Source organism: Flavobacterium olei, assembly GCF_039749035.1.
Classification (GTDB): domain Bacteria; phylum Bacteroidota; class Bacteroidia; order Flavobacteriales; family Flavobacteriaceae; genus Flavobacterium; species Flavobacterium olei.
The window spans coordinates 369,521-386,152 of the sequence record NZ_JBDKWC010000006.1 but is presented as its reverse complement, the minus strand read 5'-3'; the positions used below and the strand labels follow the sequence as shown (position 1 = coordinate 386,152).

The 16,632-nt window shown below is 34.9% G+C and carries 14 protein-coding genes; 9 read left to right on the top strand and 5 right to left on the bottom strand.

What is annotated here, in order from left to right:
* Positions 1-17: 17 nt before the first annotated feature.
* A complete protein-coding gene (locus ABEB31_RS17740) occupies positions 18-2,120 on the bottom strand; it encodes a TonB-dependent receptor (RefSeq protein WP_347052986.1) in 2,103 nt (700 codons plus the stop codon).
* Between the two features lie 247 nt (positions 2,121-2,367).
* Positions 2,368-3,642 carry a PQQ-dependent sugar dehydrogenase gene (locus ABEB31_RS17735; RefSeq protein ID WP_347053024.1) on the bottom strand — a complete coding sequence of 425 codons (1,275 nt, stop codon included), beginning with the start codon at positions 3,640-3,642 and terminating at the stop codon, positions 2,368-2,370.
* Positions 3,643-3,828: 186 nt separating this feature from the next.
* Between ABEB31_RS17735 and hpt the strand changes: the two genes are divergently transcribed.
* The 4 genes from hpt to obgE all read left to right on the top strand — a co-directional run bounded on the left by hpt (position 3,829) and on the right by obgE (position 7,635).
* Positions 3,829-4,359 carry a hypoxanthine phosphoribosyltransferase gene (gene hpt / locus ABEB31_RS17730; RefSeq protein WP_347052985.1) on the top strand — a complete coding sequence of 177 codons (531 nt, stop codon included), beginning with the start codon at positions 3,829-3,831 and terminating at the stop codon, positions 4,357-4,359.
* A 70-nt stretch (positions 4,360-4,429) separates the two neighbouring features.
* Positions 4,430-5,002: an adenylate kinase gene (locus ABEB31_RS17725; protein WP_347052984.1), complete on the top strand. Its 573-nt coding sequence runs from the start codon at positions 4,430-4,432 to the stop codon at positions 5,000-5,002.
* 203 nt (positions 5,003-5,205) lie between these two features.
* Positions 5,206-6,480 (top strand): hemolysin family protein, encoded by a 1,275-nt coding sequence (locus tag ABEB31_RS17720; RefSeq protein WP_347052983.1) that lies wholly within the window; start codon positions 5,206-5,208, stop codon positions 6,478-6,480.
* Positions 6,481-6,633: 153 nt separating this feature from the next.
* Entirely contained in the window at positions 6,634-7,635 is a 1,002-nt protein-coding gene (gene obgE, locus ABEB31_RS17715) for a GTPase ObgE (RefSeq protein ID WP_347052982.1), read from the top strand.
* A gap of 113 nt (positions 7,636-7,748) precedes the next feature.
* Here the strand turns inward: obgE and ABEB31_RS17710 are convergent, their stop codons facing one another.
* Complete coding sequence (locus ABEB31_RS17710) at positions 7,749-8,279, bottom strand: porin family protein (RefSeq protein WP_347052981.1); 531 nt, start codon at positions 8,277-8,279, stop codon at positions 7,749-7,751.
* Between the two features lie 311 nt (positions 8,280-8,590).
* Between ABEB31_RS17710 and ABEB31_RS17705 the strand changes: the two genes are divergently transcribed.
* Both ABEB31_RS17705 and ABEB31_RS17700 read left to right on the top strand, forming a co-directional pair.
* Positions 8,591-10,735: a S46 family peptidase gene (locus ABEB31_RS17705; protein WP_347052980.1), complete on the top strand. Its 2,145-nt coding sequence runs from the start codon at positions 8,591-8,593 to the stop codon at positions 10,733-10,735.
* Positions 10,736-11,022: 287 nt separating this feature from the next.
* Positions 11,023-12,378, top strand: coding sequence for a UDP-N-acetylmuramate--L-alanine ligase (locus ABEB31_RS17700; protein WP_347052979.1), 1,356 nt, complete (start codon positions 11,023-11,025; stop codon positions 12,376-12,378).
* 63 nt (positions 12,379-12,441) lie between these two features.
* Here ABEB31_RS17700 and ABEB31_RS17695 read toward each other — a convergent pair whose 3' ends face one another.
* Positions 12,442-13,071, bottom strand: coding sequence for a DUF1287 domain-containing protein (locus ABEB31_RS17695; RefSeq protein ID WP_347052978.1), 630 nt, complete (start codon positions 13,069-13,071; stop codon positions 12,442-12,444).
* A gap of 105 nt (positions 13,072-13,176) precedes the next feature.
* Between ABEB31_RS17695 and radC the strand changes: the two genes are divergently transcribed.
* From radC to ABEB31_RS17680, 3 genes are read left to right on the top strand one after another with little or no spacing between them, the layout of a single operon-like run.
* Positions 13,177-13,866, top strand: a complete 690-nt coding sequence (gene radC / locus ABEB31_RS17690; protein WP_347052977.1) for a RadC family protein — start codon at positions 13,177-13,179, stop codon at positions 13,864-13,866.
* 3 nt (positions 13,867-13,869) lie between these two features.
* Positions 13,870-14,556 carry a YjjG family noncanonical pyrimidine nucleotidase gene (locus ABEB31_RS17685; protein WP_347052976.1) on the top strand — a complete coding sequence of 229 codons (687 nt, stop codon included), beginning with the start codon at positions 13,870-13,872 and terminating at the stop codon, positions 14,554-14,556.
* A gap of 2 nt (positions 14,557-14,558) precedes the next feature.
* The gene (locus ABEB31_RS17680; protein WP_430408234.1) at positions 14,559-15,326 is read left to right on the top strand and encodes a hypothetical protein; all 768 of its coding nucleotides are present in this window, start codon (positions 14,559-14,561) and stop codon (positions 15,324-15,326) included.
* A gap of 14 nt (positions 15,327-15,340) precedes the next feature.
* On the opposite strand, the gene ABEB31_RS17675 is transcribed toward ABEB31_RS17680, so the two are convergent.
* Positions 15,341-16,618 (bottom strand): replication-associated recombination protein A, encoded by a 1,278-nt coding sequence (locus ABEB31_RS17675; RefSeq protein ID WP_347052974.1) that lies wholly within the window; start codon positions 16,616-16,618, stop codon positions 15,341-15,343.
* Positions 16,619-16,632 lie beyond the last annotated feature (14 nt).

The window sequence follows — 16,632 nt, the reverse complement described above, 5'->3', positions numbered from 1 at the left end:
AATTTGGAATTTGAAAGCTAAAATAAATAATTTAATGAGATAATTCCGTAGTAGTTTATCGGTAATCCCGGATAATAATATCTGGGCTGTGCATTTCCAACACCAGTAGCGTTGGTCAAAATCATCGAGGCATATTTTTCATTCAGTACATTATTTACGCCAGCGTCAAGATGGGCTTTTAATCCGGATAAAATTTCAAACTGATAACCTGTTTTTAAATTTAAAAGCGAATAAGAATCAGAATAAACAGAATTGGCATCGTTTAGCGGAATTTTATCTGTGAATTGAAAATCGGCTGAAATATAAAATCCCGAATTTGTATTAAGGTTAAATCCTGCGCCGGCGGTATTGGCAGGAACGCCGGTTAATTTGTTTCCGGAGAAATTATTTCCATTGTCATCAAATTCTTTAAATTCATAATTTCCGACAGAAGCAGAGGCATACGATTTTAGATTTAGAAAGGAATTAATCATCCAATTATGGTTTAGACTCATTTCGATTCCTTCATGAAAAGTCTTTCCGGCATTTACACCTTCATATTGATCATCCCCGATTCTTTTGGCAACCAGTAAATCTTTTATTTCCATCCTGTAAACCGCAATTTCTGTATACAGTTTCTTGTTGAAGAAATAAAGTTTGCTTCCAATTTCGAAATTATAACCCGTTTCAGGTCGTATATTCTGATTGATGTTTCCGGTACTGGTTAAAGTTTCTTCGGTTGCCGGCAGAGAAAATCCGCGGCTTACAGAAAAATAAAAGGTTCGAACTTCATTGGGTTTGTATAAAAAAGAAAGCTGAGGCGAAAAAATTCCATCATAACCATAATTTTCCGTCGGATTATTCGCGGAAGCGGGAAAATCATTTTGCAACTCAAATTTAGTTTTATTGTAATTTAATCCGGCCTGGACTTCAAATTGCTCTGAAATTAAAGTACGGATTTGACTGAAAATATTATAAAAATGCCTTTTTTGATTTGTGGCAGAAAGCGGATTTCCCTGTAAACTTCCATTTCCATTATTTTGCTGATATAAGTTTTCGAAAGTATTGCCGCTGTAATTATCAGCAAAATATTCAATTCCGCTAATAAATTGGTTCGTACTATTTCCAATTTTAAAATCTCCCGAAAATTGAGTCCGTAAACCCGTGGCAAAAGTATATTGGCGTAAAATGTCAAAAGGCCGTGGTTCGTTGCTGTCTTTATAATTGATAAAAACAGAAGTTGAATGGTTCAAATGATCGTTGATTTTAAAATCGTACGCCAATCCTGCCAAAGTCGATTTATATTCCTTAAAGCCTTTTGCAGCCACCCAGGTCGGGGCACCCGCTTGCGGATTATTATCGTACATTGATTTACTGATTGAGCTCGGAATATATGCTTTTAGATAAGTATAATTCGAGAAGTAAGTCAGTTTGCTGTTTTCTTTTCGCAATAATTCTCCCGAAAGTGTAATTCCTTCGCGGTTATAGGCACTGTTTTCGCGCCAGCCATCAGTTTTTAAGTTGTGATAACTCAGGTTTAGAGAGGCTTCTTTTTCATTGACATTAAAACTTACCCGGTTTTTTAATAATCCGAAAGATCCAAAAACCGAACTCACTTCGGCCTGATATTTTCCAGTCTTTAAGTTTTTGGGCGTAATTAAAATTGCACCTCCCAGTCCTGCACCGTAAATACTCGAAAGTGGTCCTTTTATAATTTCCAGCTGATCTATGTTTTGAAGATCAATATCATCTATAACAGTTTCACTATTTCCTGAAGTCAGAGGGATGCTGCCATAAAAAGCTCTTATTTTATTTGTTCCGTATGGAGTTCTGGCGCCAATTCCGCGAATTGAAAGACGGGTAGTGGTAATATTTGACGATTGCATAAAAACACCCGGAATGGTGTTTATGACATTACTGATGTCTGTAGTATTATTTTGAAGTAATTCTTTTTGGGATAAAACGCCAATAGAAGCCGGTGCATTTTGTAAATCGCGGTTAATATGTAAAGGGCTTATAATAACTTCCTGAAGTTTTTGTGTTTTTGTAGAGTCAATGTTTCTGACTTGTCTTTTCTGTGCCTGCATATTTTGTAAAAGAAAAAGCGCGAGAATAAAAAAGCCGTAATTTTTTAAGGACATAAATAAATTGGTTGTTTTACAAAAGATGAGGTTTTATCCTGTAGAATTAGGATTTATTTGCTGAAAAGCAGTTTTAGTTATTTAATATTTTTAACACACAGAAACACAGATCCGATTGGGCAAAAAAGGTGTTCAATTCTAAATTCGCGATGTAATCTATAGTTTGAAAACTAGCTTTCTTTAATCAAACTTTTTAAAAGTAAAATCTATGTTCCTGTATGGTTAAAAATTTCTTTTGCAGGAAAGCTTATTTTTTGGCAGCCACTTTCCAGATTGTATTTCCACTGTCATCATTTACCAGTAGCGATCCGTCATTCATTACAGTAACGGCGACAGGTCTTCCGTAAACTTCAGATTTTTCGGCATCAGAAATAAAACCGGTTAAAAAATCTTCGGGTTTTCCAGATGGTTTTCCATTTTGAAAAGGGACAAAGACCACCTTGTAACCTGAGATTTTGGCGCGATTCCAGGAACCGTGTTGTCCTACGAAGGCTCCGTTTTTATATTTTGCAGGAAAAGCGTCTTTGTCATAAAATGCTAATCCCAGAGAAGCGGTATGTGCACCAACCGGAACATCAGGAATAATAGCTTTTTCTACCAGATCTTTTCTTTCACCTTTCATTCTCGGATCAGGAATGCTTCCAAAATAAGAATAAGGCCATCCGTAGAAACCGCCTTTTTTTACACTGGTAATATAGTCCGGAACCAAATCGTCTCCCAGCTCATCACGTTCGTTAACTGCTGTCCATAATTCATTATTAGCAGGATTCCAATCCATCCCCACAGGATTTCTAAGTCCGGCTGCGTAGATTATTTCTCCGGTTCCGTCAGGATTAATTTCCAGAATATCAGCACGACGAACTTCTTTATCCATTCCGTTTTCGCCATTGTTACTTCCGGAACCCACAGAAATATAGATTTTACTTCCATCAGCATTTGCCAGTAAATTTCTCGTCCAGTGATTGTTGTAACCTCCCGCAGGAAGCTCAAGGATTTTCTCTCCTTTGGTTTCCAGTTTCAGCGGATTGTTTTTATACGGATAACGGTATAATCCGTCGGTATTGGCGATATAGAAAAAATCTTTCAGAACTAACATTCCAAAAGGTTTGTTTAGACCTTTAATGAAAACTTCGCGGGTTTCAAATTTCCCGTCTTTGTCTTTGTCACGTAAAACTGTAATTTGGTTTTTGCTGGCGCCAGTTCCACTTTCAACCACAAAAATATCAGCATTTGGAGCGATATAAGTCCAACGCGGATTTTGGAATCCGTCGGCGAATTTCGTTACTGTAAATCCCTCAGGAGCTGTTGGTATTTTTCCTTCGGGCCAACCAATAACTTTACTGTTATTCGTCTTCGATTTACTGGCGTACGGAGCTGGAAGCTGCAGATCGCCGATAGCCGTTTTTACAACAGTGCCGGATTGTTTAGACAAAGTCTCTTTTTCTTCTTTTTTTACCTGTCCATTACAGGCGGTTGCAAGTGCCAATAATGCAACTGAAAATAGTGGTATTGAATTTCTCATCATTATCTTGGAGTTAAATAATTATTTAACAACAATTTACTCAAATAAAAAATAGCATCAAAAAGTGATTTGTAATTATTAACTGATATTTAACATTCGCAAAAAATATACGTATAGTGTCTATTTTGATAGAAGCAGTTAAGTTGTAATTCTGTATCTTTGTCCATTATTTTAAAATGAAAAATAATGATACAACTTCACGATAAACAATTTGTTCCGTTTATTTCGGCTAAGGAAATTGATTTTGCTTTAACTAAAATAGTGGCTCAGGTAGAAGATGATTTTGGAGATGATACACCAATTTTTATTGGAGTTTTGAATGGCGCTTTTATGGTAGTGTCAGATTTTTTAAAAAAATACAAAAAACCGTGCGAAGTTTCATTTATAAAAATGGCTTCGTATGAAGGAACTGAATCAACAGAATCGGTAAAACAATTAATCGGAATTAATCAGGATTTGACTGACAGGACCGTAATTGTGATTGAGGATATAATCGATACAGGCAATACGATCGAAGAATTAAAAAATTTGTTTAGAGCCCAAAATGTAAAGCATTTTAAGATCGCAACATTATTCTTTAAACCTGAGGCGTACAAAAAAGACATTAAAATTGATTACGTCGGAATCAGGATTCCGAACAAATTTATTGTGGGTTACGGTTTAGACTATGATGGTCTGGGACGAAATCTTACTGAAGTTTACAAATTAGCAGAATAAAAACACACAACTATACATTCATTTAAAAACTTCTAATTAAAGTTGGAAGTAAACAACACTCATTTCAATTATGATTAATATTGTTTTATTTGGAAAGCCGGGAGCAGGAAAAGGAACTCAGGCAGAATTTTTAAAAGAAAAATACAATTTAACACATCTTTCTACCGGAGATATTTTTCGTTTTAATTTAAAAAATGATACTGAACTGGGGAAAAAAGCAAGAGTTTTTATGGATAATGGAGAATTGGTTCCATGCGAAGTAACAACTGCAATGTTAATTGATGAGGTAAAAAAACACCCGGATACAGCAGGATTTTTATTCGACGGATATCCAAGAACCTTAAATCAGGCAGAAGCATTAGATAAATTTTTGCCAACAATTGGTTCAAACGTTACAGCAACAATCGCCCTTGAAGCAGATGACGAAGTGTTGGTTGCCCGTTTATTGGAGAGAGGAAAAACAAGCGGAAGAGTAGACGATCAGGATGAAGAAAAAATTCGTGTGAGATATCAGGAATATAATGAAAAAACTGCGCCATTAATTGGTTATTATAAAGATCAAAATAAGTTTCATGCCGTAGACGGTATCGGAACTGTTGAACAAATTACAGAGCGATTAACGTCAGTTATAGATAATTTGTAAAAGTTTATTCAGGTGCATTTGAAATCCCGATTGTGTAGGGAAAGCTAAAAAAACTATTTTTCTATACCGTCAAATCAGTTTCCTTAGTGGCGCTGTTTTCTGGACGAAAAATTAGTTTTTTGCTTTTAACCTGTATCTGGGCAGAAATCAAGGTTACGAATTATTACATAAACTAGACTATTTTATAACGAATAAGCCACAAATTGGAAATACTAATTATATTTTTTCTAATATTATTAAACGGAGTTTTCTCCATGTCTGAAATTGCTTTAATTTCGGCCCGGAAGAACAGGCTTGAAACCGCAGCCAAAAAAGGAAACAAAAGTGCCAGAACAGCTTTAGATCTGGCAAATTCCCCAAATAAATTTTTATCGACAGTACAAATCGGAATTACCTTAATCGGAATTTTAACCGGTATTTATAGTGGAGATAAAATCACGGCAGATGTTGAGGTTTTTGTAACAGGTTTTGTGGCATTAAAACCATACGCGCATTCTGTTGCGGTTGGAATTGTGGTGGTTGTTTTAACTTTCTTTTCTTTAGTTTTAGGAGAATTGCTTCCCAAACGAATCGGATTAAATTACCCGGAATCGATTGCTAAAATGGTCGCAATGCCGATGAAAGTAATTTCGATTATTACGGCTCCATTTATTTGGTTATTGACTTCGTCGACAGAATTTTTATTGAAAGTCCTGCAAATTAAGCCAACTGCCGACGGAAAAGTTACCGAAGAAGAAATTAAAGCCATTATTAAAGAAGGAACCGAAGTAGGAGAAGTTCAGGAAATTGAACAAGACATTGTAGAACGCGTTTTTCATATTGGAGATAGAAAAGTAAGTTCCTTAATGACACACCGTAAATCGGTTGACATGCTTCCTTTAAACGAGGACAGAATAAAAATCAAAGAACTAGTAGTTCAGGATCTGCATGCTGTTTATCCGGTTTATAACGAAAATTACGATGACATTGTGGGTGTGGTTACGCTTAAGAATATTTTTGCACATATCGAAAATGACAATTTTGATTTATCAAAAATAATGACAGACGCGCCTTATTTAATGGAGCAGACTACGGCGTACAAAGCTTTGGAGAATTTCAAAAAAACAGGAATTCATTACGCATTAGTTTCTGATGAATATGGCGTTTTTCAGGGTATGATTACATTAAATGATATCTTGGAAGCTTTAGTAGGAGACGCTGCGGAATTTTATAAGGACGAATTTCAGTTAATAGAAAGAGAAGACGGATCATGGCTTGTTGACGGACATTATTCACTGCATGATTTCTTAACTTATTTTGAGCTGGACGAATTAACCAACGATTACGAAGTAAACACAGTAAGCGGAATGATTATGACTGAGCTTTCGCACATTCCAAAAGAAGGAGAAAAACTAATCTGGCAGAAATTTGTACTAGAAGTTGTAGACATGGACGGCGTAAAAATTGATAAAGTACTTGTAAAAGCGCTTAAAGAGTAGAGAATTTTGTTTTCAGTTTCAAGTTTCAAGTTTTGCTTGAAACCTGAAACTTGAAATCCGAAATTACACATAAATAATTAAATAGAGGCGGAGATTAGCTTTAGTTTGGTTTTCAATCTAAAATCTAAAATCCAAAATCTGAAATTCAAAACAATGACAGAGGGGAATTTTGTAGATTACGTTAAGATATTTGTTTCTTCCGGAAAAGGAGGAAAGGGATCTACACATTTACACAGAGAGAAATTTATTGAAAAAGGCGGACCAGATGGTGGAGACGGTGGTCGTGGCGGACACGTATATTTGGTTGGTAACAAAAGTCTGTGGACTTTGTTTCACTTAAAATTTGCAAGACACATTAAAGCCGGTTATGGCGGAGATGGAGGAGGAGATCGCAGTACCGGGGCAGATGGAGAAGATAAATACATTGAAGTGCCTCTTGGAACAGTTGTAAAAGACAAAGAAACAGGAGAAACTTTATTTGAAATAACAGAAGACGGAGAAAAAAGAATTCTCTGCAGAGGAGGAAAAGGAGGTTTAGGAAACTGGCATTTTAGAAGTTCGACCAATCAGACGCCGCGTTATGCACAGCCAGGTCTATTGGGTGTAGAGATGGATGTAATTCTGGAACTTAAAGTTTTGGCAGATGTAGGTTTAGTAGGATTTCCAAATGCAGGAAAATCGACTTTACTTTCTGTTTTAACTTCAGCAAAGCCAAAAATTGCCGATTATCCTTTTACGACTTTAAAGCCTAATCTGGGAATTGTTGCTTACAGGGATTTTCAATCTTTTGTAATTGCCGATATTCCCGGAATTATTGAAGGTGCTGCAGAAGGAAAAGGTTTAGGGCATTATTTCTTAAGACATATTGAGCGTAATTCAACGTTGCTTTTTTTAGTTCCTGTTGATACACCGGATATTAAAGCAGAATACGATATTTTAGTTAATGAATTAACAAAATATAATCCTGAAATGCTGGATAAAGAACGCCTTTTGGTAATTTCAAAATGCGATATGCTGGACGATGAATTAAAAGCAGAATTAAAAACAGAACTTGACGTTGCTTTTAAAGATGTTCCTTATATGTTTATTTCGTCTGTTGCACAGCAAGGTTTAACAGATTTGAAAGATAGACTCTGGAAAATGCTAAACGACTAAATTCATTTTATTTGAAATATAAAACCCGACAATATCAATTGCCGGGTTTTTACTTTTTGTGCGGAAAACAAAAAGTAATTTAGGATTTTACCTTTTAACTAAATCCAATAAAATTATAATGCAAAGTTTTTAGAAACTCCGATATTTACCGTTTTTCCAAAATCAAATCCTAAACGTTCCTGTCTCGGATCATTTTTTCCGTCAAGATTATCGTAGTTTATTCCCCCGATAGAAAAGTTTAAGCCAAAACCTCTTTTCATATTAATAAAGAGAGCCGGTGTTAAACTTGCATACATTCCTTTAGCATCGTTCAGGGAAGTGTTTTGGTATCCAACTCCTAAATCTGTATAGAAAGAAAATAATTCTGAAAGAGGAGTAGAGTAGCGCAGAAAACCACCAATTTTGTATTTTTCGGTTTTTTCGGCTCCTGTAGTTTTTACATTTGCTATAGACCCTTCGACACCCGCTGTCCATTTTTCAGAAAATTGATAACCAACCTTTGGAGCGAACTCAAAATTCTCAATTTTAGAATCTCCAATTTTCTCAGATGTAAATCCAATATTTCCACCTACCAGAAGTGAATTTTTCTGTGCACCAACCATTGTACTAATAAGTAATGCAACTGCAAATAACAATTTTTTCATTTTGATAATTATAATATTTTCCGCAAACTTAGTTCAAAATTAATTGTAAGAAAATATTTAGTTTATTAATTTTTAGGATTAAGTTTATTTTTACAAATAAGCGATTATTAAATATTTTTAAATGATAAATCGTAAGTTTTTTAATCAATTCCTAGTGTTTTATTTTGCTTCTTAAGATATAAATTTAAGTTGCTGAAATTGTGAATTTCGCAAAATTGAAACTCAATTTATTTATTATGTTTTGATTTTGCCTCAAATGCTAATTTTTTTTGCGAAAATGAGTTATATTCGCATCACTTAAACAAAATAACATGAAAAAAGTAATTTTATTCTTGACTATGTGCCTTATGGCTTTTCCAGTGAAAGCCGATGAAGGAATGTGGTTTTTGATGTTTATCGAAAGATTAAACCATAGAGATATGGAAAAAATGGGCTTGCAGTTGACAGCCGAAGAAATTTACAGCATTAACAATCATAGTTTAAAAGATGCGATTGTTCAGTTTAACGGAGGTTGTACCGCTGAGATCGTTTCTAACAGCGGATTAGTTTTAACAAACCACCATTGTGGTTACAATGCGATTGCAGAACTTTCTACTGCAGAACAAAATTATCTGAAAAATGGGTTTTGGGCTAAAGATAAAAGCGCCGAAATGAAACCAAAATCATTATACGTTCGTTTCTTCGTACGTATGGATGATGTATCTAAAAGAATTTTGTCAAAAGTAAATGATACTATGACAGAAACAGAGAGAAACAAAATAATTCAGCAGGAAATCGCTTTGATCGAAAAAGAAAACAGCGAGAACGGTAAATATACGGTTTCTGTTCGTCCTTTCTTTCAGGGAAATGAATATTACTATTTTGTTTATCAGGATTACACAGACGTTCGTTTAGTTGGAACGCCACCTGAAAGTGTTGGTAAGTTTGGTGGAGATACAGACAACTGGGAATGGCCTCGTCAAACAGGAGATTTCTCTATGTTTAGAGTGTATGCCGACAAAAACGGAAATCCTGCAGCCTATTCTAAAGACAATGTGCCTTTGCAGCCAAAACATTATTTGCCGGTAAGTATTAAAGGTGTTAAAGAAAATGATTTTGCAATGATCTTAGGTTATCCCGGAAGAACAAACCGTTGGATGCCAGCTGGCGGAATTGAACAAAACATTAAATATGCTTATCCTGCATGGGTTGAAGGTGCAAAAACCGGAATGGACCAAATGAAAAAGTATATGGATAAAGATGCAACTGTTCGTTTACAGTACGCTTCTAAATATGCTTCGACGGCAAATTACTGGAAAAACCGTCAGGGAATGATCGACGCTTTAACAAAAGCAGGGACTGTAGATGCAAAAGCAGCTCAGGAAGATAAATTTTACGAGTGGGCCAGCAAACCAGCGAACAGAGAAAAGTACGAGAATGTAATTCCGACAATCAACGATTACTACAGAGAAACTAATCTAAAAGCGCGTCATGATAATTATTTGACTCAGCTTTTACGTACGTCCAGTTATGCAACGGGACCTGCTAATTTAGGAAATGCATTAATTGCTTATTACAAAGAAAACGATGCTAAGAAAGCAGAAATGCTTCCTAAAATAAATGCAATGGTAGAAAGCATTTATGGAGAGTTTTACGCTCCGTTAGAAAAAGATGTTTTAACAGCACAATTAAATCTATATGCTTCAAAAGCTGCTGAATACGGATTAGCTACAGAAGTTGCAAAAATGAAAGCCGTTAACAACGGAGATTTTACAGCAGATGTAGCAAAAGCAACTGAGGTTAGTTACTTTACAAATAAAGAAAAGGTATTGGCATTTTTAGCTGATCCAAAACCATTGGCAATTGTACACGATCCTTTGTATATTATTTCTAATGATTTGTTGACAAAATACCGTGCTAAAACAGAAGATCAGGCAAAAGCTGATGACGGTTTTGCAACTGCTTACCGTAAATTGGTTGAAGGTTTAAGAGAATCAAAATTAAACGCGATTAAATATCCGGATGCCAACTCTACTTTGAGATTGACTTACGGAAAAGTTCGTGCTTTACCTGCAGATCCTCGAAACGATGCAAAAATCAATAACTATACTACTATGGAAAGTATGGTTAAGAAATACAAGGCAGGAGATCAGGAATTTGACTTGCCGGCTCGTTTGCTAGAATTAAATCAGAAAAAAGATTACGGACAATATGCTGATAAAGCAGGTTATATGCCGGTTAACTTCTTAACAGATAACGATATTACCGGAGGAAACTCTGGTTCGCCAGTTTTGAACGGAAAAGGTGAATTAATCGGAATTGCTTTTGACGGTAACATCGAAGCAATGGCAGGAGATGTAATCTTTGATTCTAATTTACAAAGAACTATTAACGTAGATATTCGTTACGTACTTTGGATTATTGACAAATACGCAGGAGCTAAAAACATTATCGACGAACTGACGATTACTAAATAAGAGTTCCTTGATTAACTTTGCCAAAGTTTTAAACTTTGACAAATCATAAAAGCAAACCCGACAGGTTCTAAAACCTGTCGGGTTTTTTATTTAAAAATATTGCGATCCACCAATTAACTGAGCGTGAAAATGATTTTCGAAATTATTGTCGGACAAAGTAGTAATTTATCTTTAAAACCAAATGATACATTTTATATTTCCTTATTTTTGAAAAATAATTATGGAGTTTTATTAGTTATTGCTATTTCGATTAACTTATTAAACAGTTTAACGATTAAACATTTTAAATGAAGACACATTTCATCGCTATTGGCGGAAGCGCAATGCACAATCTTGCATTAGCATTACATAATAAAGGGTACCAGGTTACAGGAAGCGATGACGCTATATTTGAACCTTCAAAATCAAGATTAGAAAAAAAAGGAATTCTTCCTGCAGAAATGGGTTGGTTTCCTGAAAAAATTACTGCCGATATCGAAGCTGTAATTTTAGGAATGCATGCCAAAGCAGACAATCCGGAATTATTGAAAGCGCAGGAATTAGGTTTAAAAATCTATTCTTATCCTGAATTCTTATACGAGCAATCTAAAAATAAAACCCGCGTCGTAATTGGCGGTTCTCACGGAAAAACCACTATTACCTCTATGATTCTGCATGTAATGCATTATCATAATATTGCCGTAGACTATATGGTAGGAGCACAGTTGGAAGGTTTTGATACAATGGTGCATTTAACAGAAGAGAATGATTTTATGGTTTTAGAAGGAGATGAATATTTGTCATCGCCAATTGACCGACGACCAAAATTTCATTTATACCAGCCCAATATTGCCTTAATTTCCGGAATTGCATGGGATCATATTAATGTTTTTCCAACTTACGAAAATTATGTAGAGCAGTTTGAGATTTTCATTCAAAAAATTACAAACGGCGGCATTTTAGTTTATAACGAAAATGATCCGGAAGTAAAACGAGTTTCAGAATCAGCCACAAATCCGATTCGAAAAATTGCATATTCTACACCAGAATATTCTGTAAATGATGGTGTGACTTTATTAAAAACGCCGGAAGGCGATATGCCGATTGAAGTTTTCGGTGCACATAATTTAAATAATCTGGCCGGAGCAAAATGGATTTGTCAGAATATGGGCGTTGATGAAGAAGATTTTTACGCGGCAATTGCCAGCTTTAAAGGTGCCTCTAAACGTTTGGAAAAAATTGCCGAAGGAAAAGGAAAAGTAGCCTATAAAGATTTTGCACATTCCCCAAGTAAAGTAGCTGCAACAACAAAAGCCGTAAAAGAACAGTATCCGAACAGAACTTTAGTCGCCTGTCTTGAATTACATACATACAGCAGTTTAAATGCTGCGTTTTTAAAAGAATATGAAGGGGCTTTAGAATATGCAGATGTTGCTGTTGTTTTCTATTCTCCGGATGCAGTAAAAATTAAGCAATTGGAAGAAGTGACTTACGAGCAAATTGCAAAAGCATTTAATCGTGAAGACCTGATAATTTATACAAATCCAGCAGAGTTTAAAGAGTATTTATTTAACTTAAATCTTGATAATTCGGCACTTTTATTAATGAGTTCAGGTAATTACGGAGGTTTGAACTTTGATGAAGTAAAAGGGTTGGTTAATTGAGATAATTAGTCAATTAGAAAATTAGGTAATGTGCCAGTTGTTATGCAGCTGGTGCATTTTTTTTTAATTGGTTTTTTGGTATTTGAAGTGCCCAACGATTTTATATTTAAATAAACAATCTTCTAATACTTGCCCATTACCGACGTTATGCACGATTAGATTTCGTTTTCCATCTTTAGATTTTTTGTTTGTAATAATTCCTATATGAGGTAGTTTGTTATTGATAAGCCAGGTTACGATTTCTCCTGTTTTATAATCTCCGGCATTTTGATTTACAGGTATTTTTATTCCTTTTCTTTCAAAAAAAACTTCGAGATTTGGAACTCTTCTGTGATCAATATTAGTATCAGTTTTTGTCATTCCCCAAATTTTTAAATTGGGATATAAAGCAAAATTTTCTATCATATCTTCATGAACTTCTTTTTGTAAATCAGTTCCTAATTTTCGGTACGAACGAATTATAACATCGGTACAAACTCCTTTGTTTGCGGGAACATCACCGTTTGGATATTCAATACTAAAATAAGCTGGATCGTAATCAATTGAGGGATCGATAATAGAAATTGCCGCCTGAGATAATATTTCTTCAAACGTTTTTGGCTCAATTACATTCGAAGCAATATCGTTTCTGGTTTCATTTCGCTGACAAGAGATAAAAAAAATAAAAAAGTGAAATAGATGTAATGATTTCATTTTCAGAGTTGGTTTGTCATTAAAGATAATAATTTTTAAAACCAATTTATTTATTGAAAGAATATTCTTATTTTTTTTAGATATATTAGCTTAAAAATAGAATTTATGGAACAATCTTATTTTCCTATTACAGATTGGGCAGAAGATGACAGACCGCGTGAAAAATTAATGCTAAAGGGAAAAAGTGCCTTGAGCGATGCTGAATTAATTGCAATTTTAATCGGTTCAGGAAGCAGAAATGAATCTGCGGTTGATTTAAGCAAACGAATTTTGGTTAGTGCTGGAGGAATTAATTCTTTGGCAAAGTTATCTGTTTCTCAATTAACGAAATTTAAAGGAATTGGAGAAGCAAAAGCCATTACAATTATCGCTGCCTTAGAACTCGGAAGAAGAAGAAAAGCAGAAGAATCTCCGGAACTAAAAAAAATTACGTCTAGTAAAGCGGTTTTTGAAATTATGCAGCCGGAAATCGGAGAATTGCCACATGAAGAATTTTGGGTGCTTTTTCTTAATAATTCAAATGCTGTAATTTCAAAGTCTCAATTAAGCAAGGGCGGAATTACCGGAACTTCAGTAGATATTCGGCTCATTTTTAAATTAGCTTTGGAAAACAGTGCCACTGGCTTGATTTTGTGTCACAATCATCCTTCGGGAAATTTAAAACCAAGCGATGCGGATAAGAAAATAACCAGGAAAATTTGTGATGCCGGGGATAATCTAGATGTTAAAGTTTTGGATCATTTGATAATAACTGAATCAAAATATTATAGTTTTGTAGATGAAGGAATTTTTTAATACATGAATACCACAATTACAGACATTTTTTTTGACTTAGATCACACACTCTGGGATTTTGACAGGAATTCGGAAATGGCTTTTGATCGTATCTTTAAAACGAAGTACAAAGAAATTATTACGCAGGATTTTATCCAGAAATACATTCCTATTAATCAGGAATGTTGGAGATTATATCAAAACGATAAAATAACCCATCAGGAATTGCGTTACAATCGTCTGAGGCATTCTTTTGATGCTTTAAATTATGTTATCTCAGAAGAAAATATTTTAGAAATTGCCAACGACTACATTGAATTTCTTACGGATAATAATTACTTGTTTGATGGTGCAATTGAGGTTTTGGAATATCTTAAGCCCAAATATAAACTTCATATCATCACCAATGGATTTGCACAGGTTCAGGAAAAGAAAATAAATAACGCCTTACTAGGTGGTTATTTTAGTACTATCACAAATTCTGAATTAGCAGGCTGTAAAAAACCAAATAGTATTATATTTGATTATGCATTAAAATTGGCCAATACTTCAAAGGAAACCAGCGTTATGATTGGAGACGATTTTGAAGCCGATGTCAATGGCGCCTTAAATGCCGGTCTGGATGCAATCTTTTTTAATGAAAAAAAATTGGAGGTTTCCAAAGATTATAAACAAATAAACCATTTATTAGAACTCAAAAAATATTTATAATGATGAAAATTAAATTTTTACTTGCTGCACTTTTATGTTCAGTTATCGGATTTGCGCAGTCCTTAAATGACTACAAAGCGGTAATTGTACCTTTAAAATACGATTTTATAAAAACAGATAATCAATATCGTCTGGCGACATTAAGCAAATCAAATTTAGTAAAAGCAGGCTTCGAGGCTTTTTATGCAAACGAACAGCTTCCTGACGGATATACAGATCGCTGTCAGGTTTTATATATTGATGTGATAAAAGACAGTGCATTTTTGGTAACTAAACTTTTTGTGCAATTTAAAGATTGCTTTGGTCAGGTAGTTTACACCTCAGAAGTTGGAAAGAGCAAAGAAAAAGATTATGATTTAGCTTACAGAGAAGCGCTGGAGAATGCTTTTAAATCTGTTTATGCATTACATTATAAATATAGCGGAAATTCAGTTGCTACTTCCAAAACACAGGTTGCTTCAAAACCTGCTGTAACTGCAACAGCTGCAGCTGTAAATGTTGCTGCAAGTAAACCATCAGTCGCAGCTGCTTCACCAGATTTAAAAGATCCAAATTTATTATACGCACAACCAACGGAGTCGGGGTATCAATTAATCGATAAAACACCAAAAGTAGTGATGAAACTTTTTAAGACTTCACAATCTAATGTTTTTATCGCATCCAAAGATAATGTTCAGGGTTCATTAATCTTAAAAGAAGACGGAAACTGGTATTTTGAATCATACCAAAATGATAAATTAGTATCAGAAAAAATTACAGTTAAATTTTAAATATAAGATACGATTTAATAGCCGTATTTGTCTTTCCAGCGGTTCTTTAAAAATTCACGGTTGCTGTTCTCTCTGGAATTGCTTCCCGGATTATAAAGAACCGTTTCTTTTATGGCGTCTGGCAAAAATTCCTGTTCAGCAAAATTATTCGCATAATCATGCGAATACTTGTAGTCATCACCATATCCGAGCTCTTTCATTAATTTTGTTGGCGCATTTCGCAAATGAATAGGAACGGGCAGATCTCCGGTTTGTTTTACTAATTGTTGTGCATTTCCAATTGCCATGTAAGATGCATTGCTTTTTGGCGATGTGGCGAGATAAATAGCGCATTGACTTAAAATGATGCGACTTTCAGGATAACCAATCGTCGTAACAGCCTGAAAGGTGTTATTTGCCATTATAAAAGCTGTCGGATTGGCGTTTCCAATATCTTCACTGGACAGAATAAGCATTCTTCTGGCAATAAATTTGACATCTTCGCCACCTTCAATCATTCTGGCCAGCCAGTAAACTGCACCATTCGGATCGCTTCCGCGGATAGATTTTATAAAAGCCGAAACGATATCATAGTGCTGTTCGCCAGTTTTATCATAAAGGACTGTGTTTTGTTGAACTAATTCTAAAACGCGATCGTTTGTTATTGTAATTTCATCGCCTGCTGATGCATTAATTACAAGTTCAAAAACATTTAAGAGTTTTCTCCCGTCACCTCCGGAAATTCGTAATAAAGCCTCGGTTTCTTTAAGAGTTATTTTTTTTGTAAGTAAATAAGCGTCTGTATTCATCGCACGCTGCAGAAGTGCCTCTAAATCAGTTTTTGTAAAAGCATTCAGAATATAAACCTGGCAACGTGACAATAATGCAGGAATGACTTCAAAACTGGGATTCTCAGTTGTTGCTCCAATTAAAGTTATCCATCCTTTTTCGACAGCAGCTAAAAGCGAATCTTGCTGCGATTTACTAAATCTGTGAATCTCATCAATAAACAAAATAGGGTTTTTAGCAGTAAATAAACCCCCGCTTTGTTTTGCTTTGTCAATAACATCACGAATATCTTTGACACCAGAATTTATGGCGCTCAAAATATAAAAAGGCCTTTTTGATTCCTGTGCAATAATCTGTGCTAAGGTTGTTTTACCCGTTCCCGGAGGTCCCCAAAAAATTAATGAAGGAATTATTCCCTTTGAAATTTGTTGTGTTAACGATCCGGTCGGACCAACTAAATGCTGCTGACTAATATAATCTTCTAATTTTTGCGGACGAATGCGCTCTGCTAATGGTGCTTCCATTCTACAAAATTACT

Bases quoted from the DNA above. Each gene is read 5' to 3' on its own strand.
- ABEB31_RS17740 (WP_347052986.1), bottom strand. From the start codon at position 2,120: ATGTCCTTAAAAAATTACGGCTTTTTTATTCTCGCGCTTTTTCTTTTA.
- ABEB31_RS17735 (WP_347053024.1), bottom strand. From the start codon at position 3,642: ATGAGAAATTCAATACCACTATTTTCAGTTGCATTATTGGCACTTGCA.
- hpt (WP_347052985.1), top strand. From the start codon at position 3,829: ATGATACAACTTCACGATAAACAATTTGTTCCGTTTATTTCGGCTAAG.
- ABEB31_RS17725 (WP_347052984.1), top strand. From the start codon at position 4,430: ATGATTAATATTGTTTTATTTGGAAAGCCGGGAGCAGGAAAAGGAACT.
- obgE (WP_347052982.1), top strand. From the start codon at position 6,634: ATGACAGAGGGGAATTTTGTAGATTACGTTAAGATATTTGTTTCTTCC.
- ABEB31_RS17710 (WP_347052981.1), bottom strand. From the start codon at position 8,279: ATGAAAAAATTGTTATTTGCAGTTGCATTACTTATTAGTACAATGGTT.
- ABEB31_RS17705 (WP_347052980.1), top strand. From the start codon at position 8,591: ATGAAAAAAGTAATTTTATTCTTGACTATGTGCCTTATGGCTTTTCCA.
- ABEB31_RS17700 (WP_347052979.1), top strand. From the start codon at position 11,023: ATGAAGACACATTTCATCGCTATTGGCGGAAGCGCAATGCACAATCTT.
- ABEB31_RS17695 (WP_347052978.1), bottom strand. From the start codon at position 13,071: ATGAAATCATTACATCTATTTCACTTTTTTATTTTTTTTATCTCTTGT.
- radC (WP_347052977.1), top strand. From the start codon at position 13,177: ATGGAACAATCTTATTTTCCTATTACAGATTGGGCAGAAGATGACAGA.
- ABEB31_RS17685 (WP_347052976.1), top strand. From the start codon at position 13,870: ATGAATACCACAATTACAGACATTTTTTTTGACTTAGATCACACACTC.
- ABEB31_RS17680 (WP_430408234.1), top strand. From the start codon at position 14,559: ATGAAAATTAAATTTTTACTTGCTGCACTTTTATGTTCAGTTATCGGA.
- ABEB31_RS17675 (WP_347052974.1), bottom strand. From the start codon at position 16,618: ATGGAAGCACCATTAGCAGAGCGCATTCGTCCGCAAAAATTAGAAGAT.